The following is a 19,278-nucleotide window of genomic DNA, read 5'->3' as shown; positions in this document are numbered from 1 at the left end:
ATTTGAGATTACGACTATGGACGATTATTTGGCTCGGCTGCACATAAGTCAAATTACACCTGAAGAAACTGTGGAAATACGTCACAAAGTACTTTGGCCATCCCACAATAAGTCATCAGTTATTCTGGAAGAGGATGCGCTTGGGCATCACTTCGGTGCCTATATTGATGGCAAGTTGATCTCGGTAGCATCTGTTTTTATATGCAAAGCGCAATCAAGTGCTCGATTAAGGAAGTTTGCGACCTTACCATCTTATCAAGGGAACGGGGTTGGTTCGGCGCTTATCCACAGTGTATTGGGTTTTCTAAAGGCGAAACAAGTTGCACATTTTTGGTGTGATGCTCGCTTATCGGCCTGTTCGTTTTACGAGAAACTGGACATGAAACCGCGTGGTAAACCTTTTAAAAAGAAAGACGTAGACTATATTGTCATGGAACGAATACTTGGTTAGTTTCTGCTTATCCACAAAAGCCGTGTATAAAGCTGTGGACAAATGCTCGAAGGCTACAAGCAGCCTGAGCTCGGAAGTGTGTCAAGTAGATATCGCATATTTCGCGACGTGAATTAGTATTACCGTCAAATTACTCAAAAGTGTGACATGTTGGACTAATCCAGCGCTTTTTTTTCGTGTAGCGCGTCACTTAAGTTGAGAAATAAGTTCGGATAAGTTGAGAAATATTTTTTCTCAACTTATCCGGTTTCTATTGCGGTTTTATAATTACGCTGTGACGATACTTAACTTGAGATTCTGTCTCATTTCTCAAAGAAGTCAGTATAATCTCAATTTTTGTTGGGTTTGTTTCGAAGTTGGGAATTAATATTTCACTTTTGTTGGTGATTAAATCGACAATTTTGTTCTTGTCTTGATCATATATTTCTAGTCTTGTTTCTACACCGGGTTCCGGGTTACCGCCTTGGTACCAGCTAGTTAATTGCTCTGGCTGGCCGACTTGCGATAATCTGTTACGGTGTAACCATGAAAGTGTTATAGGCAGGGTGGTTTCTTCTGGGTCGTAAGCGCCGTTTAAACGGACGTTGCATACGGGTAAGGGTTTAAAGGCTCGGGCTTGGATGTCGGTGGTGATGATGGTGGCTTGAGGGTCGGGGAGTATCCCTATAGGAGTGACGGTTAAGGCGCGGACTTTGACTTGTTCGCCCTGAATGAATTCGTTATCGATGGCTTCACTTGATAAAGAAGTTAGCCAGCTCATGGCAGGGTGGTGTTGGGGATGGGTATCGAGGACGGCGCGGGTTAATGACGCGATGCCGTTTTCGACTTTTGATACTACCACTAGCTCATCGTTTATCGCGCAAACCATCGGGAGGTCTGCTTGGGTCAGGGCGTTGTCGGTGAGTGTCACCTGAATGGCGTGTTTGTCGATAGCCTCGGTGGTAAAGGATGCTGGGGTGAAGTTTGCACGGTGGCTATATGTCCAACGGTTGGTGTTATCAAAGTAAAGCTCTGCACCTAACGTATCGCTTGTTGGTTTCGCCGCGAGCCAAAGTAACATACCACTATCATCGCCAAATCCAGCTAACTCAGAAGCGTTAAAGGTATTAGCAAGTAACCAATAAGGCGCTTCCATTAAACGCTGAGTCGCGATAGCCATAGGCGGATTTAGAGGACTATCCCAATCGCTCGGTGGTGGTGGCGTATACTCACCGCTTGTCGGGGAAAAGACATCCTCCATCACATCAAGCTTAATCTCAGGTTTTGCCATCGTACCGCGCCGCTTCTTCTGCACACGCATAACATGGTTTAACCCTGCGGGCGGGTATTCTACTTTCACCACATCACCAGGTTGCAAGTGAGTAAAGCGCGTATCGCAATAAATCTCAGCCGTCAGCAAGCGTGAAGAGAGCATTTTGAGCTCTCGCATCGCCACTTTATACGCCAGTGTTGAATCCATAATCATAGGAAACTTCACCGTCTCACCCACCGTTCTGCCCACCGCATTAACCATTGCTGAGTTCATCACAGTAATCGCTGCTTTTTCGTGTGTTGCAGAATCGGTATAGGTGACGGTCAGGGTGTTGATAATGTCAGCTTGGCTTCGTCTTCGCACGTTTCGACATGTCCGAATCTGATCGCTGGTTAACACCTCTAAATCATCAATCACATAATCATCACGGGCGAGCTTGAGCGTGATTTTGCCTGAACTTTCATTGGTATAGACATAGCCATTGATATAGCGACAGATATCTTTGATAAAGTCCTCGACAGGTTGCTGACGCGTCCAGTGGGCATTGAGCCCAAATCGTTCATTGAATAGCTTATCTGCTGCCACTTTAAACGCTGCATCATCGATGTCGCTATTGCCCACACCCCATTCGGGGCACTCAACAAGTTCATGAAGAACGTGAGCTGCGTTGAGCCCTGTACCTGGATTTGCACGCTCAGCATACCAAATGGGATTTCCGTCCCAACCCGTCTTAATGCGAGCAACTTCTACCGAAACAGGCGGAGGGTAACTGGAATTCCCCATTTCTGGGGTCTTAAACACTAACGAGGTGAGATACCGAAAGGCACTCACCACCTTCTTACCGCCTGCCGTTTTCGCGCAATGCTGATAAAGATAGGTATTGGTATCTTGATCGGCATGCCCTAACAAGACATCAATATTACCGACAACACCACCATATTGGTCTCGGTCTCCGAACAGTGTCGGCTTATCGATATGAATCTCGTCGTTTTCAAAGGCATAGCCCGACCAGCCGACCTTCTCACCAAACCAGATTTTTATAATGGCATCCACAGGGCCATGGCAAAGCACCAAATGCTGTCCCCAATACCAGCGATGGCCTACGACTTGCGATTTTTTCTTACCCACGCAATCACATCCTCAACAATTGGATCGTTAATCTCTTCAAGTTCCGAAATCGCAATCCCTTCTTTGACAAAATCAGCCCAACTCAACCCATGCCCAGCAAAGAAAGTACGGCCACCGCTGCAGCAATATCCCGCGGGTGCTAAATCAGAGGGATAGACCCTATTTGCGGATTTCAACACTACGCACATCTCCCCACCAGTAAACCGTCCCACTGCTGATTTTGGCTCGCCCAAACACCACGCCAATCGCCTTTCCTTCCTCGATGACAGGCGCTTTTGGCTCTTGCGCATCAGGGGCGGCAACATCTTGGTTCATCGCGCGATAGCTGACATAGAGAGAGATCGCCGCAAAGACAAACGCTACCCAAATCATTTCAACTCCTTATCTATCAATCGGATCACCCACATAGGGGTTTTTAGTCGGCAAATTAGCGGCTCCACCAAAGTTGGCCGCATTATTAAAGCGCTCGGCGCAACACTGCAGCGTGCGATCGCATCCCTGAACTATCTGCAGCGTTGAACCCACAGCAATTAAGGCTGGGTGCAATAGAGAAACTTGATTCTTAGCCGTTTGTTGGTCGATGAAATAATGATTTTGGCCCTGGCGTAAATAGCCAAATTGATAATGCAGCGGCAGCGATTCATTAAATGTCACCAGCGCTCCCTTACACTGTTTCACTGACACGTTTGTCCCTTGCAACGTCAAGCCACATTTTCTGCTTCCTGGTGTATAACGGCATTGCGGCGAAACCACTTCGACCAAGCCTGTCACTTGCAGCTCGGTTTGCACTGGCGCGACTTCTACTTTCACCCAGCCCTCATTCCATACACCTGCCATGATTCGGCCCGTAAACACGGTCTCATAGCCAAGTCCCTCGGAGCGTAAAATAGTCAGCTTCGGGGCAATGTTAAGTGGCGGATTTAATGCAATATCCGCAAGCTCACTGCCTGCAGCCACATCAAAACTGGTTTCCACTTTCAAAGGGTCATCTGATTGCTCGATATTGCCAGAACGCTCGATTGGCTGCGTTGCCCATCGCCGCCCTTGATAGACAACATCCGCTTGCGCAGAGGTAAACAACCACTCTTCATTGCCAATTTGTACCCGATATAGCTCAACCACCATGCTCTAACTCCCTGATTTCATTATTGGGGACTTCAACCAAAGGCAAGCGAATTGCAGATGTCTTCGCGTTATGTTGAAACTGCCACTCATCTTCTGCAGGGCGCATTAAGCGCATCAGATGCCCACCTATTAGGTCATCCGGAAGCACCGCTTCACTCAGATCGCCCTCGATTTCCAACACCTCATTACCGTGCTCATCGAATCCCGCAGGGATGGCTTTCGTTAACTGACGCCCCGAACGCCAGGCTAAATAGAGGTGAACACCCGAAGGGAAGTAGTCATTGAAGCCGCGTCGACTGACGACAATACGTCCGCGACTGCACTTATCCGCTATCTGAATTTCCTGATGAAAGCTCACCCACCAAAGGGTGTTTAACTGCCCTTTAAGGGGCGATAAACAGCCTTGCAAATGCGCTCTGTCTCTTTCCAAAAGCTCACATTCTGTGCGGTGTCGAGAAAAGTCTTGATTGAGCACATGCACGGCGTTACCCGTACTCGTTGTCTTACTTTTCCAATTAAACGCCACATCATCAGCGATGCCCTCAGCGCGCCCGCGATTAAAAAGTACGGGTCGCCCTAGATACATCAGGGGCCAATCATTGGTAGGGGGGATCAAAGGGGCAGTGTGAGAAAATGTGATGTGTTGCTCAGCGGCTCTCCCGCGCCGGGTCGATTGCAGCCCTTGTTCAGACAGACAAAAGCGAATCGGCAGCAGTACCGCATTGTCATGGTGATAAAGTGTTGGTCTTTTGAGTACAAGCCTATCTGGATGAACATCGGAAATATCGACCATCTCAAAGTCATAAGGGCCGTGATACAGCATGGCAATCTCACCAAATGGACGCTCGCCAATATCCGCTACAATTTCAAACTTACCTTCTGCAACGCTGACATTATTAATGCCTTCTAACCACAGCGGAACCGCAAAAGGATAGCGACCTTGAACAGCGAAACGCGCATCATTGTCGACCGCTTTTGCAGTTAAATGACGGTAGTGATAGGTGAGGCTTTGGAGTGGACTTTCAGCATTGGCTAATCGCTGCTCTTGAGTTCGGGTTTCAATCACCGCCGTTTTCCACTGCCACTGCTCTTCAACGGGATAAACAGGGCGATAGGGCCAAGGCACCAACTTTGTACCAAGCACCGAGAGCTCAGTGCTTGCCGCATCAAACTCCCAATACCAATGCGCATCGATTTTGACATCGACTGCATTGCTCACCCTCAGTACATAATCAAAATGCCCCCCAAACGCAGGAAGAACGGCCTCTTCTTCAGGGCCACTTAGCATCAAGCCACTGGTATTCAATCCGACGAGTCGTGAAAGCGACAGCGGCTTTTCAAAGGTACTCCACAACTCAACCGCATGCTCTGACTCGCCAGCCAAAAAACCAAGATCGATGAGGCTAGGGCTTAGAAATAGAGAGTTCTTAAAGTCTCGATCCCAAAAACTCTTTGTTGGGATTGACTCAACGCTTACCGTCTCGACTCTAAAGTAACGAGACTCTACATAGCCTGTTACCGTTGGCTCAGGAACATAAACAGGTGTTGGAACGGGAAGTGGTGGAGAAGGATAAGCCTCAAACACGAATAGGTTGTCAAACACCCAACCACTCAAAGCAGTCATAGTTTGTCACCTGGTTCAAGGACTATCGCAATAGCTGGATCAACACCTTGACCATGCATAAATGTCCGAAATGGAAAAACAACCCAAGGTGTACCTTGATAAACAACAATCGATGCTACTCCTAAAAACTCCCTAGATGTCAAACGTATTGGTGTAATATCAAATCTAGGGGCAAACCCTCCAACATCTGCCCACCCACTTTGGCTGATGAGCACAGGTAAAAAAACTGAAGTAGCAGATTGACGCAGAACGCCGTGATTTCTCTGGAAAAAGCGATAATCGTAAGTATTGCACCAAGACAGGTTACCAACACTAATTGGTGAACGTGTTGAACCTTTGGATGATCCATACCAACTCCAATGCCCGTCAGAATCACGAATCATTGTTGTTCGCGTCCTTCCCTGATTAGCTGGTGTGTCACTTAGATAGTACGCTTGTTCATTGTATGTTGAGCGAGACTGAGCACTGGCCCAAATCGCATGTCCAGACATGTCAGGATGCGCATCAGCACAAACACCCCCGCCTGCGATTAAGCACAGGTCGGCACTTTCTACACTATGCAGAATAATATGAAAGTGACTTGGAGCCATTAAGACATAGCAAACTGCTGGATAACTGACGGGGTTTGGACGGTCCATAATGGATTCATACATGCTATCCAAGTTCGGGGGCCAAGTAGGAGAGAGATATGCAGTACCTACATATAGTTGAGGTTGCTCTGGCCAATCTGTGGAGAAGTTGAACCCTAAAGCAAGTCGCTCAGTGGTGCTCTCGACAACAAATCGACCATCTACATCATAATTGTGCTGAAACACCCAACCACTATTTGGATTTTCCAAGATTAGCTGTTTCGCCAGTTCAGGAATTTCATTGCAGCTTTGAATTGACGCTCGTAAAATAGCCACTACTTGAGCTCCCATGCCATAAAATCAACATTACTCGTTCGATAGATATTTTGAATAGCTAAAAATTGCCTCTCGCCATCAAAGGAGGTGATGATCGACCACGTTGATGTATTGGCCCCTGAAATGAAAAAGCAGCCAATAAACTCGCCCAACATTCCTCGGCCCCCATCACTTGTCAAACTTCCATCGACTAATGACAAAGGAATCATCCAATGACGCTTAGCGTTATTGCCATTGTCTGAATGGAGCAAACCGTAGGTATACATAGATGGATGAACCAGCGCTGGTCGAAAGTAGTGATTATCAATCCACATAATCTGGCCTGCATAGTTGCTCAATTTAAGAAAGTTCGAGTAACTATCCCCCTGGCTTGCCCAATTTGCATTTGCGCTCGTCCCCTCTCCCCAGCACCCATTTCGCCTGGGCCAATGCCCTAGAGATGCATAACTTCTGATATTACCTAAGTAAGTACAGTGTGTTGTAACGGAGACTTGGCAGGCAATTTTGATATGGTCTTTATCTAAAGAAATGAGATAAGGCATATCGTGCTGCCAGAGATAAAAATAAAACAACTCTGTCTGCTGAGGCTGTGTCTCAAAAGAATCACCGAAGCTGTACTGAAGTGAGCTCATCACTTTTAGGTTATAGCGCTCGTGTGTGACTGAATAATCTGTTTTGAGCCCTACAGTAAAAAACTCTTGCTCACTCCCACCGTTGGTCGACAATATAAGTTCATCATCACCCTCTGGTTCTTGGATCCATCGCTCAACAGTCCACCCATTTGCAACAGCCAAATCATGAACCTTGACCAATAAATCTCGATATCCTTGAGCTACACCCATTTCCCACGCCATGCCCTTCTCCTTAAAAACTGCCACGATTCCGTTGTACGATTTTCACCACCGCCTCTTCTCCAATGTCACTGCGCAGATAAGCCGCCAAATGGGCTTCATTGTCGAGAAAGGCCACATGCACCGGCGCGGGTGATACGTTCACATTTGGTGAACCGCCTCCCTGCGGCGCAGGTTGGCGATAAAACTGTTGTTGCTGCGCCTGCATCTGTTTCATTTGGCTCATTACCCCCACCATCCAGCGGAAGTTATCCGCCTGTTTAGGGTTGAGCACCATCTCATCTTTGCGCAGCATCCAGGTGCCTTCATTGGCGGCAGGTACGCGGTTGATACCGTCATGGGCTTGACCTGCTATCGCGGTACCAGCGACGATTCCCACCGAGGCATAGCCCATGGTACGCACGGCCGCGGCTAACGCAGGGCCAGCGGGGGCTGGATAAGCTGCCATCGCCTTCATTGCCGCTTCTTCCGTCGAAATGATCATCGAAGGGATGGCCGCCATTTTTTGCGCCGCAAACAACACTCGATAGATGCTGGATTGCTCTTCGCCCGCCCCACGCAGAAAGTTGGTAGTAATACCGAGTTGCTGCTCTGTAAACGTCAGTAAGTTATCCGCAACAGTACGCTGATATTCGGCGCGCTCATCAATGGCTTGACGTTCAATATCGGTGAGATTGGCTTCGTGTTCAGCCCGCAGTATTTCCCGACTCGCGAAATACTCGCTTTCTAGTTGATCTTGGAGGGATTGGTTATCTTGGGCTTGGGTATAAGCCCGTTGAAACACAGCAGAAAGACGGCTTAAACGCTCGCCATACGCGTATTCTTCTCGCGTCTTCGCTTCATTTTCACGGTCAGCCATGATCGCGCTACGAAGCAGCCACGCATCATTCAATGCATCGGTTTCCGCATAAAACGCATCAATATGGCGACTGTCTGAGCCTGTCTCGTTCAGTTGGTCTAAACGCGCCGCTTGAAGCAAGATGTTCTCAGCCAGTGACGCGTTAATGCCCTGCAGACTGCCTTTTTCAATCTCGTAACGCACTTTCGCCACTTCACTGCTCACGCCATGCAAAGCAATTTGTTGCTCTAGTTGCGCTAACAAACTATCGCCTTGTCGTTCAAGTTCTTGTTGGCGTTGCTGCGCTTCCAGTGCGGCCGCTTTGTTATCGAGCTTTTGCGCCTCCAACCGCAACTGGTTTTTCAGCGCATCACTGACATTTTTCAGCCCACCTTGCTCTACTTCATAGGCAATTTTCGCCGCTTCACTGCGTTGGCCTAACATCGCCACTTGACGCTTCAAAGTCGCGAGTTGTCGCTCTGCGGCCGCCGTTTGTTCGCTATTAGCACTACTAGAAATGCCTGTCGGCTCACTCGGCGATTGGCTACCCGCTAAACGCGCTTCCAGGGCGGACAAATCGGCTTCAGCTTGCATTAGTTGCTTTTGAATCGCTGATACCGCCTCTGCCGACTCGCGAGCTTCACGGATCTGCCGCTCACGCATTTCGCTGTTACTTTCAAACAAGCGCTGCCATAGGCTTTGGGGGGATGCTGCAGGAGAAAATGCCAGCTTGCGATACTCGCCGCGAAGCTCAGCAACCAAGGTTTTTTGCTTTTCAATCACACCATTGAGACGCGTAGCTTCTAGCGCCTGCATACGCCCTAGCAAACCATCTACTTCATGTTTGAGCTGCTCAGTATCTAACTTCGCACTGTCGGCCTGCATACCAAAATACGCCAACGCCCCCGCGGCCATCATAGCAATACCAAGCGGGCCACCCAGCATTGCCAGCACACCTGTTCCGGCGCGCGCGACGACATTGAGCCGGGCTTGAGCAGTGGTAAGGGTCGTGGTCGCCGCAGTGAGTTGAGCACGAGCAATAGCCAGCGCTTTTTCGCCGCCAGTAGAGCGAAAAATAAAGCCATTGGATAGCTGCAGTGACTGTAAGCGAGCGATCTCTGCACTCGTTACGGCGATGGTTTGCTTTGTCTGTGCTACTAAGGCGAGTTGATGACTGCGTTCGGCGAGTGTTGCGCGAAGAGAGGCCGCCGTTTTGTTTCCCAGCGCTGCTATACCGCGACCTAGTGCAACGGTAAGAGTCACACCAATGGCGGTAGACAAACTCGTCAGATTATCTGCAACAACTTCAAGCGTAGGGGCAACACCTATCACCATCTCCTGTTGCCAGGCTTGCCAAGCGGCCTGCGCCCGATACAAGCTAGTGTTAGCCTCTTCTATCTTGCTAGCGTCAAAGCGATTAAGGGTAATGCCCAGCGCATCCGCATCTCGCGTCATCTCTCGCAAGCTCTCAGAGCCAAGCTTTAATAAGTTGGCAAGCTTTACCCCTTCGGTATCAAACAATTTAAAAGCCAAGCGAACCCGATCTGATTGACTCTCAACTTGCTTAAATCCATCCGCAAACTTGTACAACATCTGCTCCGGCGTGAGCTGTGACAACGCTGCAGCACTAAATCCCAACTCTTCGATGGCGGCTTTGGCTTCACCCGAACCCGTCGCGGCCTCAGCGACTCGGCGTGTCATACGCTGTAATGCGGTATCGAGATTATTACTCGTAATCCCCGTCATCTCGCCCGCATGGCGAAATTGCGTCAGTGCCTCGGTAGTGATACCGAGCAAATCTGCGTGCTTAGCCGTTTGGTCGATCAGCAACGCTTGTTGACGATACACACCCACCATGCCTCTTACCGATGCCAACGCCGCAAAACCACCAACAGCGGCCATCACATGACTTTTTAAGTTCGTCATGGCCGTCGAAAGCTGATCGCTTTGCGCATCAAGGTCACGCAACGTTCCTGCCGTCGATGTCGATTTTTGGCCGAGTTGCTCAACGGCGCGATCGGCTTGTCCCACACCATTAACAAACTGGCGAGTATCCGCTGAAAAGCGCAGGGCAAACTTAAGGTTTTGACTCATTACGTAAATTCACACTCTCAGTAACAGTCGCAGCGATGACTTTTAGACGGTCATAATCATCGGGGGAGTAAGAACGCTGGCTCAACTGCAAATCAGCGGCAACCGCCTGCACATCCATGCCTAAGCAGATGCCGTTATGCCAACGAAGAAACTGGGGCAAACTCAACCACCATTCGAGTGCCGTTGCATTCTCTTGCCAAAGTTCGATAAGAGTCGGCTCTGAGCGTTGTGGCGAGAGGGGGATGGGTAGCCCCCAGTCTTTTAGCTCTTGGTGCCATTCGTTGTCATCGGTGGGGGTTGGCCCATCGATGAGTGCGATCACTGCCTCGGTAAGTTTTTTGTTGCGGCGCGTCCTTGGGCTGCGTCCATGTAAGCGCTTAGCGCAGCGGCGGTAAAGGCAGGGTTTTGGACGGCGGCTTTGAGGGTTTTGGTATTGAAAGGCAGTGGGTCGCCATTTTCGTCTCCGATGCCGTCCCAGCCTTTGATGACTTTTTTGAAGAAGGCAGGGTCGCCTTGGCGCGAGAGGTCGTTGAATTCGCCAGTATCAAGGAGGACGAGATCGAGGGTGATCTCATGGGTCTGTATTTCGCCATTGTCGGTGGCAAGGGAGACGGTGGCGGGCCAGGCTTTGACGAGACGGTTTTTGGTAAGTTTAAACATGGTATTAGTCCTCAATTTGGGGCTTGGTAATCAGCTACTGGGTTAACGCAAAGGTGTATCGCAGTGGTTCGTTAACAATTAAATATCTCATCGCTACCACCGATGAGACGCAGTGGGATGGAGTAGGTTTGGGTACCGTCTTGGTCAGCGTAGCTGGGACGGCCGAACTGGACTTTCTGAGATTGCCAGCCGATTTGGTTGCCGATGGGGCCGTTAGTGAAAGCGATGGTGTGCTCTTTGCCTGCCTTGGCGAGAGCGAATGGGTCTAGGGTGTTGAGGTCTGGCGCTTCCATGATGAGGGTGGCCGTAGGGGCGAAGTCGGTGATCATCACCTCTTCGTGGCCGACATACTCTTGGTGGATGACGCTATTGGCTTGGTCGATTTCGAGCGAGACCATTTTATGGGGTGTGCCGTCGATGGTGAAGGCACTGTTTTCGACGCCGACTTTGAGTGGTGTTTGGTAGTGACTGAAGTCGGGTGTTGGGTGCTCGGCGGATTCTGGGACGCTATGCAGCCCAGTGAATTTGAATTTTAGGGTTGGGAACTGCTTGGCTTGCAGAGACAGAGCGACGGTTCCGCGCGCGCCTGTAACCTTGTGCAGTGTGCCTGATTGGTAGTAGTAGAGGGTGAGGCTGTCGCTGCTGGTGTCGTTGATGAGATAGCGGGTTTTGTTCTCTTCGGTGACGGTTTTACGCAAGCAGCTATCGAGCAGGGGGGACCATGGAGCAGGCTCGCCGATGGTGCCCTCTGCGGTTAACTGTTTTGAGGCGAAGTCGATGCCGAACTCTACCTCGACGTAGCATTCTGTCATGATTTCGGGGCTGTTGCCGAGTTCGCCTGTATCGTAATCCAGTGCGAGGGACTCGCCTGCTTGCGGGACGATGCTGAACTCTCGGCCGAGGATGAAACTTGGTTCGCTTCCACCTGCGATGGGGTCTACACCGTAGTTAGTCTCAGGGGCGAACATGAGGATTTTCTTTTTCGCTTTGCGGCTCATGGCATTTCCTAATGATGGGTTTAAACAAGCATTAAGTAATGTTTAAACATGGTTTTGGTCGGCGGTGTATTCGGTGACGAAGTGATCTATCCAACTGGCTTGGCCTTTCTCGATGGAAAGCAAGCGACCTGGGCCGAGCCAGTAGGGTTCGTGCTCTTTGGTGGGCTGCCAGCCGAAGAGTTGCTGCCGTAGGGCTTGGCGCAGCGACGTGAAATTCAGCTCACGGCCATTACGGTTGCTGTCGACAATCACGACGCCGAGCGTGACGGTAATGCTTTGCAAGTAGGGGCCACTACCACGCACATCGGGCTTGGGGTTTTCTGATACCACGAATACAAATAGGGTGGGGGTGCGTAGCCCTGATCGTTTGATATCAAATTCGGATAAGCCGCCAAGTGGTTTGACGTCACGCCATTGGGCGCTAGTTTTTAGGTGCCCGATGGTCCTGTCGATGATGTTAGGCATCAGATAAACCCTTTGCTTTGGTCACGGGCGAAGACGCTGCCTGATGAGGTGATGGTGGCGCTGTTGTTGGTGTCGGCCTTAGTGTGGTTATCGTCAAAGCCGAGTTGTACCAAGCCCTTACTGACTGACTTTAGATAGCTAATCGCCTCTTGGTGGCGTTTGTGGGCTTGGTGGGCCTCATCAAGCACGTCATCGTAGAGGTAGTAACGGGCTAAGTCGCAGGCAAAGCGGGTGAGGATACGAGGCAGCGTAGGCAAGGGCAGGCGATAACGGCCTCCAATATAACCGTCGATGGTAGCGCAAGCATCGTCGATAGCGCGGTCGAGGGTTTGGGTGTCGATAGCGGTGTCGTCATGGTTGACGCCTTGATTGGTAAGCTGTGCCAGCTCTTCGGTGCCGTAGCGCTCTATCATGTCAAGGGCGTTGCAATAGGTCATGATTGATAGCTCTCCCATGCTTGGTCACGTTCTGCAGCGCTGACTCGACGACCGACAAGCTGGCTAAGTATGTCGGTCTGCGGTTTACCGCTGTTGGTGAAGTGATTGGGATTGTTTGGGTCGAGTTGGGTTATCGCCGTTTCGATTTTTGAGCCTTCTAATCCTTTTAGATTGCCCTCTGCTACTTCACTTTGTGAAGCCTGCGCGGCTATATCACCTTGTGATGCTTGCGCATCCAAGGCCCCCGATGAAGGACGATGGTTATCTGTTTGGGTGGCTTGGGCTGGTACTGCATTGACCAACGGCGCTGCCAACACTGCCAGGCGCGGGTCGGCTTTAAGCTGGGCCAGTTGCGTGGCGTTAAGTGCGCCGACCTCCAAGGTGTTTTTACCAAACTTAAACACCATGCCTGCACGGCGATAGCCATTCGGCGCATGGCTATAGATAACCAATGACTGAGACGTGGGTGAAAGTGGTGTTTCAGATATCGACATAGCATAAGGTCTCCACTGTACTGTTAGCGGTTGTCAGTTGGGCACTGCGTGACAAGATTAAAGAGGACTGTTCGGGCTACTAAGGGCTATGGCAGCCAAGGCACCACCATGAGTTCAACCGCTTTGTAGTTGATGTTGCTTTCGCCGTTGGCTCGGTTTTCTGCGTCGATCACTTTCTTCGCTGCAGCGCGGTTAGAAGGCCCGACGATAAGCAGGTCAGGAGAGATACCCAATGGGCGACCCTCGTCAGATTTAAATTCCATCATGCGTTGAATACCTGCTTCGAAGTTGTCGGCACTGAGTGCTGCCTTAGACGCAAAGGCTTGTTGCCAGAAACCAAATCCCCAGTTACCGCGTCCGTCGGTGCCGTAGAGGTATTCATCCGCCATAAAGACGTGGTCAGACTGTCCTTTATCGGTCTTGGCATCGACACTGTAGTCACGGCGACGCTGGAAAATGAAGGGCTTGAGCGGGCGACGTGTGTCGAGCAGATACCAAGGCGGGTTGTCACCCTCCTGCATATTACTGACCGAGGTTGCTTTCCCTTTCTTCGGGTCATTGACGGGGTGGTCGGTGTCGAAGAAGTTTTGCTTGTCGTAACACGGTGTACTAAAGCCAGCAGGCATCAGAGCGAACAGCATTTCATCGGGATGACAAGCTGCGGCATAGCCCATCTCCTCCATAAGTGGCATGTAAACGCCGTATTGGTCATCTTCTATCGCTTCACGAGGGATGCCAACGGTGCTCTCGTACTTCTTGTTTTTCAGAGAGTAATCGTGCGCCTTGAGTTGGTTGACTTGGCGATCGCCAATCCACTCACGAAGGCGCGGAAATTGACCGAGCCAGGCATAGGTTTCAGTGCCTGTGGTCGAAGGCACCAAGGTGGCGAGCTTGGGCCAGATTGGGGTGTAGCTGCCGCGCCCTGTACTAAAAGCGGTCTTAACAGCGGTGTAAAGGGAGGTCATTGCTTGTGGGGTGATTTCCATGTTGCACTCCGTTGATATTGAGTAGTGAGATAGATCAGCGGGTTAGAGTTTGGCCGCTATCCAGATGCCGTCGTCATCGACTTGAGTGATGGTGCCACCACGGATTCGGGCATCGCCGTTGTTATCTAAGCTGAGGGTGTTGGCGTCAATAAAGTAGGCCGTGTTACCGATATGGGCCGGAGTGATATCACCACTGTTGGCAAACTTAGTTTCGGCAATATCAACCTCTACGCGCATGACGTTATCAGGTTGGCCAGTGGCGTCTTGACCCAGTGTCGCGGTGCCGATAAAGGTGTCAGCAGGTGTTGCCGAGGCAAAATCGACCGCTAGGCCAGCAGACAAAAAGACAGGGGCATGGGCTATAAGGCTAATATTGGCTTTCATGCCGTAGGCGCGTTTCGTGCCGTAACGTTTAGCTGGCATGGGCTACTCCTTGTGTTCGAGAAAGGTGGATTTATCGAGACCGCAGGCACTGAGCACCGCGAGATCTTCGTCGGTAAGTTGTGGGTCTTGCTGTTGGTTTTGCTGCTGGTCGAGGTGAGTCGCGGTCTGTTGGGTCGTGAGCGCGGTGATGGCGGGGCGTTTATCGAGCATGGCTGAAAGGGCAGCGATGCCGTGTTGCTTGCCAAAGGTGGTGAGGTAGTCCTCTTCAGCGGCCACGATTTTACCTGCAGCTTTCGCCTCACTGAGTATGCCGAGCACTTGCCCTGTAGTACTCTCGACACTGAGGGCAGCAATTTGCTCAGTAACCCCGTTATAGGCACAACTGAGGCTTGCTATTTGGCTGTTGAGGTCAGTGACTTGCGTGGCTAACGATTCAGATTCTTCCGCTTTGGTTTGCAACGCATCGAGTGCTGATAATGCCGCAGCGGCTTGCTCTGTAGTAATGGATGGGTTGGCATTGTCTGGCAGCTCGATACCGAGTTTGCCGAGTAGTTGTTTTAAGAGATCGTTCATGAGCGAATCCTCGGTGGTGCCATGGAGGTTAATGGCGGTATTCGGGGTGGTTAAATTGACGTTGAAGTCGGCTGCGAGTTGCGCGAGCGGCTCCATGCCAAGAACGGCAGGGTCATTGGTGAGTGCAGCCATGCGCAGGTAGAGTGGGCGGCCTGTTTTGTCGTAGGGGAAGACGGCAGAGAGAAAGGCATACTCTTTGTTGTCTATCAGTTGGCGAGCGGTGGATGTCCATTCGGGTTTAATAAAGATGCCGCCGCTTTGCTTTTCATCAGGCTCTCGCCATTCAATATCAACAGTAGATAGCCATGCCGCAGCGGGAACCGGGCCATTGCTTTCTCGTGCGGTGAGGGCTTGGTGGTCGTAATCCACCAACACCTTTTGCGTTAAATTTTGTGTGGCTGTGATAAAGGCATTGGCGCTGTTGGCATCGAGGTGCCAGTGACCATCGGCGGTATCATGAGGGCGACCATCTCGAGCGGTGAATGGGCCTGCAGGCAGCAGTTGTACCCAGCCATCTTCTGCGGGGGTCAGCTCTGCAGAGAGTACCGCAAATGGGTGAGGGTTCTCAGCGCTTAAAACCGCGTAGTTGATTGGGTGAGATGACGCTGTGATTTTGTTCATAGCGCCATTGTGGCGCTATGAGAACAGGGACTGGGTTGGAAGGGGTTCGGGGGGAAGGAAATCTATCGAACTCAACACTCAAATACAGATCCTAATTCTTGAAAGTAGCAACCTTACTTTAAAGTGTTTGTTTTTTGGGCTATGTAAAGTCTACGATTAGAAATTAGGCTAAATTTCAGGATGATAGAATGACAAATTCAATGTTCTGGCTTGTCGCAGTTGTAGCCGCGCATGGGGTTTTAGAATGGTCTACTTTGGATGCTGGGTTGAACTTTGGCGACCGGGTGAATGCTGATCTCTGGCATATTAAATTGGGTATTGTATTGGTCGTTTTTGCTTTATTGTTAGCGCTATAACTGGATGCGATATTTCGTCTATTCCTTATTGTCTCTGTCTATCACAAGCTATGCTTATGTCGAAGTTAGTTTTGTTTTGATGAATGAACTCCATCCTTGATATGAATACCTTGCGTCTTGAATGTGATGTGGTTATCAGTATGCCATAGAAGGCATAACATGCCGGGCTAAAGACGATAGAATATGTCGTTATGATGTTTTGTTATCTCAGGGACATGCAATGAAACTTAGCCAGATTTTAAGTCATACAAACCAAGTAGAGCGTTCAAAGTTTATAAATTGTATCGATAGGTTATGCCAAGAAAGTAAAAGTGATGAAGAGCTTTCAGCACAATTAGAAAAGATAAATGGTCAGCTGAAAGCTGCATCTGGAAATGAGATTACTCAACTATTTTGTTTGGTTAAGAAGAGGTTTCGGGAGCATATTCGAGAGCAAATTGCACTTGGAGGGCCACAAGTCTCATTGCTAATTAACATATTGACACGTGATGGGAATGCAGTTGCGACAATTCCTTGGGTTGAGTCATTATACGCTAAAGATTACCAAAGCATAGATAGGTTGAGTCAACAGCTTCTTCAAGAGATCAATGACTACGAATCTCAAGGGGAGTTTGAGAGACTAGAGCGTTTAAAGGTCTATTACGATTGTATGCATGTGGCCTTTAGTAACGACTTAAAGGCTAATCGTGCAGCTAAGGTTTCTGAGGATGAAAGAACAATACTAAATGTTTTGTCAGAGCGTCTAGGTATATCCCAAGAGGAAGTTCATGCCATCGAGCATTCTGTTGACCCTATTCCAGAACTTGGAATTGATAGTGCTTTAGAGTACTTGCGTGAGAGTGGTCTGATTTTGATTAACAGAAGACGCTCTGAAGTGATGATTGCTGATGAGGTGACAAGTCTTATCCATGAGATTCAGGGTAAAGAGGTTCGTGATAAGTATGCGCTCCGAATACTTAGGTCATTAACTGATTCTGAGCTGTCTAATGTGCTTAAAGCACATGGTCAGAAAGTAAGAGGTATTAGTCGACAAGAGAAAATAAGTACTATTTCTCACTCTGGCCTATCCATTCGCCATATACTCGCAAATGATATGCATGCAGAAGATGCCAGCCAAAATCAACGCAAAGAACGAGTTAAACTGTTGATTGAAGATATGGACTTGGATATTCAAAGGATTGGAGTGCGTTTACAGGACAGAATCGATGTGCTTCTTAATTTCTTAAATCACTCGGAAGATGAAGAGTTTAATACTCTTAGTGTGAGTGGTTTTAAAGAGTTATTAGCAGCGCTTTCTTTGACTGATCCTAAAGTTGAAGAGAGAATAAGATCTGACTTTGAAATAGAAAACAAAGAGTCAATTGATCCTGAGAAGCTAAGAGCATTGGGTATTACGCCTTTTGATATACTATACTTATATTCAAATGATGAGATTAAAATAATACGTAATGATATGGGCTTGTCTCGAAGAGGAAACGCTAGAAGCCAAATTATTGAGTCATATGCTAGTGCGAATGATCGCTTGATAGAGAACTACTCTCTGCTAGCATCTCGTGATTTACAAGGTTTACATCAGGCTGGTATTGATATTAAAGAAGCTGATATTGGGGTTAAGTTCGAAGAAATAACTCGTTCCATTTTAGAGCAGTTAGGAATGATTGTTGATGAAGATTTGCGTAAAGATATAAACACTGCAAAAGATAAGGCAGATATTATTATCTCTCTTGATAACGATGATGTAATTATCGGTGAAGCAAAATCCTTTAAGAATGGTAGCTTTGCAAAGTACTCTTCAACTTCTAGGCAGGTTAAGTCTTATGTAAAACGCTGTGAGGCAAATGGTCACAGGGTTGCACAGGTTCTTATCATTGCTCCTGCATTTTCAGATGATTTTGTTGATGCTGCTGATATGGACACTGATATTAATATATCTCTTCTTGAAGCGGCTGGACTGAAAAAGATACTCGATGCCTACAAGCAGAGAAGACACCCTAATTTTTCTGCAAAGCTATTAACAAAAGGTGGTTTGCTGAAGGCTGACTTGATTTCAAAGTCAATTTAATTCGTCATTACTAATGAGGTAATAAATTAGATTTGTTGCCTCATTGATAAACAAATAGTGAAGTGAGAAATATTATCTCAAGAAGCACGATGCAGAAGATTTCTTTAATGTTGGAAATGGATCTTGCGATAGAAACCATCAAATCCTCACTCTCTATCATTCAGCACATAGAGCCAATCATCAGTATAAAAGAACTGTGTTTTTGCTTTCAAACCTCGTTTAAACCCTCCCAAAATCGTTTAAACGGGTCACACCTATATAACGCCCCCTCTTTCTTCCTAACCTCCTGAAATCGTTTCTCAGGCGCTTTTCAGTCTTGCTATCACCATCTCACTAATTACCTGCAGATCCTCTTCGCTGGCACCTAGCCATGGTCGCGCAGGAATAGCGGCGTTTTGTGGTCGCATGATGGGTGTGCCGCCGAAGTGGTGGATTGCACCGTATTCGTAGTTGGTGCCAAATTGAAGTTCATCTTGGCTGGTGTCGTAGCTGAGTTCACGGGAGAGGTGACGGTTGAGTACTAAGATGAGGTTTGGGTTGCGGGATTTGGTAGTAGCGTAGTCTGGACTGAGTGGTTGCCAGGGTTCGCCGTCAGGGGATTGTTGCTTTTGCCAGCGTTCGTCATGGGCGAGTAAGAGGTATTCGCCTATCTCTTGTAGTAGTGGCTGAATATCTTGGCCTTGCTTTACCAAGGTGTTGAGCTGCGAGCGGATAGTGGCGATGCCGTTTGCTGCCTCTTCTGCAGCAAGGGAGAAGGTAACGCCCACCATTAAAACAGCCCTTCTTTTACTGCCTGGTTAAAAAGCGCAGTATCAGATGAAACCATCGCCGCCTCCCAGATATCCCCAAGGCGATCTGCTTCCACTCCTTTAGCTTGTTCGCAGAGCTTATCGAGTTCGCGTAGGGATTCGATAGTTAATGGTTGCTTAATCAGTATTTGTGCTTGCTTGAGTAGTTCCATTGTGCCTCTTTAT

22 protein-coding genes are annotated in these 19,278 nt (G+C 48.9%); 3 read left to right on the top strand and 19 right to left on the bottom strand.

Annotated features, from left to right (window positions below):
- Window positions 1-16: 16 nt before the first annotated feature.
- Complete coding sequence (locus TSUB_RS21540; RefSeq protein ID WP_087022377.1) at window positions 17-451, top strand: GNAT family N-acetyltransferase; 435 nt, start codon at window positions 17-19, stop codon at window positions 449-451.
- A gap of 250 nt (window positions 452-701) precedes the next feature.
- Here TSUB_RS21540 and TSUB_RS21535 read toward each other — a convergent pair whose 3' ends face one another.
- The 17 genes from TSUB_RS21535 to TSUB_RS21455 form a co-directional block, all read right to left on the bottom strand.
- Entirely contained in the window at window positions 702-2,831 is a 2,130-nt protein-coding gene (locus TSUB_RS21535) for a phage tail protein (RefSeq protein ID WP_087022380.1), read from the bottom strand.
- Window positions 2,804-3,010 carry a hypothetical protein gene (locus TSUB_RS21530; protein WP_192867852.1) on the bottom strand — a complete coding sequence of 69 codons (207 nt, stop codon included), beginning with the start codon at window positions 3,008-3,010 and terminating at the stop codon, window positions 2,804-2,806. The genes TSUB_RS21535 and TSUB_RS21530 overlap by 28 nt, the downstream gene beginning before the upstream one ends.
- Window positions 2,991-3,203: a hypothetical protein gene (locus TSUB_RS21525; protein WP_087022383.1), complete on the bottom strand. Its 213-nt coding sequence runs from the start codon at window positions 3,201-3,203 to the stop codon at window positions 2,991-2,993. Before TSUB_RS21525 ends, TSUB_RS21530 begins: the two co-directional genes overlap by 20 nt.
- Before the next feature lie 9 nt (window positions 3,204-3,212).
- Window positions 3,213-3,956 (bottom strand): phage BR0599 family protein, encoded by a 744-nt coding sequence (locus tag TSUB_RS21520; RefSeq protein WP_087022386.1) that lies wholly within the window; start codon window positions 3,954-3,956, stop codon window positions 3,213-3,215.
- Complete coding sequence (locus tag TSUB_RS21515) at window positions 3,946-5,580, bottom strand: hypothetical protein (RefSeq protein ID WP_087022389.1); 1,635 nt, start codon at window positions 5,578-5,580, stop codon at window positions 3,946-3,948. The genes TSUB_RS21520 and TSUB_RS21515 overlap by 11 nt, the downstream gene beginning before the upstream one ends.
- Complete coding sequence (locus TSUB_RS21510; RefSeq protein ID WP_087022392.1) at window positions 5,577-6,485, bottom strand: hypothetical protein; 909 nt, start codon at window positions 6,483-6,485, stop codon at window positions 5,577-5,579. The genes TSUB_RS21515 and TSUB_RS21510 overlap by 4 nt, the downstream gene beginning before the upstream one ends.
- On the bottom strand, window positions 6,485-7,339 hold the full coding sequence (locus TSUB_RS21505; protein ID WP_087022395.1) for a hypothetical protein: 855 nt from the start codon (window positions 7,337-7,339) through the stop codon (window positions 6,485-6,487). Before TSUB_RS21505 ends, TSUB_RS21510 begins: the two co-directional genes overlap by 1 nt.
- 10 nt (window positions 7,340-7,349) lie before the next feature.
- Window positions 7,350-10,268, bottom strand: coding sequence for a coiled-coil domain-containing protein (locus tag TSUB_RS21500; RefSeq protein WP_087022398.1), 2,919 nt, complete (start codon window positions 10,266-10,268; stop codon window positions 7,350-7,352).
- Entirely contained in the window at window positions 10,252-10,590 is a 339-nt protein-coding gene (locus TSUB_RS21495; protein ID WP_087022401.1) for a hypothetical protein, read from the bottom strand. Before TSUB_RS21495 ends, TSUB_RS21500 begins: the two co-directional genes overlap by 17 nt.
- Entirely contained in the window at window positions 10,587-10,928 is a 342-nt protein-coding gene (locus TSUB_RS21490) for a hypothetical protein (RefSeq protein ID WP_087022404.1), read from the bottom strand. The genes TSUB_RS21495 and TSUB_RS21490 overlap by 4 nt, the downstream gene beginning before the upstream one ends.
- A 71-nt stretch (window positions 10,929-10,999) precedes the next feature.
- Window positions 11,000-11,926: a phage tail tube protein gene (locus tag TSUB_RS21485; RefSeq protein WP_087022406.1), complete on the bottom strand. Its 927-nt coding sequence runs from the start codon at window positions 11,924-11,926 to the stop codon at window positions 11,000-11,002.
- Between the two features lie 42 nt (window positions 11,927-11,968).
- Entirely contained in the window at window positions 11,969-12,391 is a 423-nt protein-coding gene (locus tag TSUB_RS21480) for a phage tail terminator protein (RefSeq protein ID WP_087022410.1), read from the bottom strand.
- The gene (locus TSUB_RS21475; RefSeq protein WP_087022413.1) at window positions 12,391-12,828 is read right to left on the bottom strand and encodes a gp436 family protein; all 438 of its coding nucleotides are present in this window, start codon (window positions 12,826-12,828) and stop codon (window positions 12,391-12,393) included. Before TSUB_RS21475 ends, TSUB_RS21480 begins: the two co-directional genes overlap by 1 nt.
- Complete coding sequence (locus TSUB_RS21470; protein ID WP_087022416.1) at window positions 12,825-13,322, bottom strand: HI1506-related protein; 498 nt, start codon at window positions 13,320-13,322, stop codon at window positions 12,825-12,827. Before TSUB_RS21470 ends, TSUB_RS21475 begins: the two co-directional genes overlap by 4 nt.
- An 86-nt stretch (window positions 13,323-13,408) precedes the next feature.
- Complete coding sequence (locus TSUB_RS21465) at window positions 13,409-14,308, bottom strand: Mu-like prophage major head subunit gpT family protein (protein ID WP_087022419.1); 900 nt, start codon at window positions 14,306-14,308, stop codon at window positions 13,409-13,411.
- A gap of 42 nt (window positions 14,309-14,350) precedes the next feature.
- Window positions 14,351-14,731: a hypothetical protein gene (locus tag TSUB_RS21460; protein WP_087022422.1), complete on the bottom strand. Its 381-nt coding sequence runs from the start codon at window positions 14,729-14,731 to the stop codon at window positions 14,351-14,353.
- A 3-nt stretch (window positions 14,732-14,734) separates the two neighbouring features.
- The gene (locus TSUB_RS21455) at window positions 14,735-15,886 is read right to left on the bottom strand and encodes a phage protease (protein WP_087022425.1); all 1,152 of its coding nucleotides are present in this window, start codon (window positions 15,884-15,886) and stop codon (window positions 14,735-14,737) included.
- A gap of 188 nt (window positions 15,887-16,074) precedes the next feature.
- Between TSUB_RS21455 and TSUB_RS21450 the strand changes: the two genes are divergently transcribed.
- Window positions 16,075-16,242 (top strand): hypothetical protein, encoded by a 168-nt coding sequence (locus TSUB_RS21450; protein WP_159064927.1) that lies wholly within the window; start codon window positions 16,075-16,077, stop codon window positions 16,240-16,242.
- 220 nt (window positions 16,243-16,462) lie between these two features.
- The gene (locus TSUB_RS21445) at window positions 16,463-18,304 is read left to right on the top strand and encodes a hypothetical protein (RefSeq protein WP_087022428.1); all 1,842 of its coding nucleotides are present in this window, start codon (window positions 16,463-16,465) and stop codon (window positions 18,302-18,304) included.
- A gap of 299 nt (window positions 18,305-18,603) precedes the next feature.
- Here the strand turns inward: TSUB_RS21445 and TSUB_RS21440 are convergent, their stop codons facing one another.
- The gene (locus TSUB_RS21440) at window positions 18,604-19,074 is read right to left on the bottom strand and encodes a phage virion morphogenesis protein (protein WP_087022430.1); all 471 of its coding nucleotides are present in this window, start codon (window positions 19,072-19,074) and stop codon (window positions 18,604-18,606) included.
- A complete protein-coding gene (locus tag TSUB_RS21435; RefSeq protein ID WP_087022432.1) occupies window positions 19,074-19,265 on the bottom strand; it encodes a hypothetical protein in 192 nt (63 codons plus the stop codon). Before TSUB_RS21435 ends, TSUB_RS21440 begins: the two co-directional genes overlap by 1 nt.
- Window positions 19,266-19,278 lie beyond the last annotated feature (13 nt).

Source organism: Thaumasiovibrio subtropicus, from assembly GCF_019703835.1.
Classification (GTDB): Bacteria; Pseudomonadota; Gammaproteobacteria; order Enterobacterales; family Vibrionaceae; genus Thaumasiovibrio; species Thaumasiovibrio subtropicus.
Note: the sequence above shows the minus strand (reverse complement) of the source record. Positions and strands in the feature narration are given on the sequence as shown.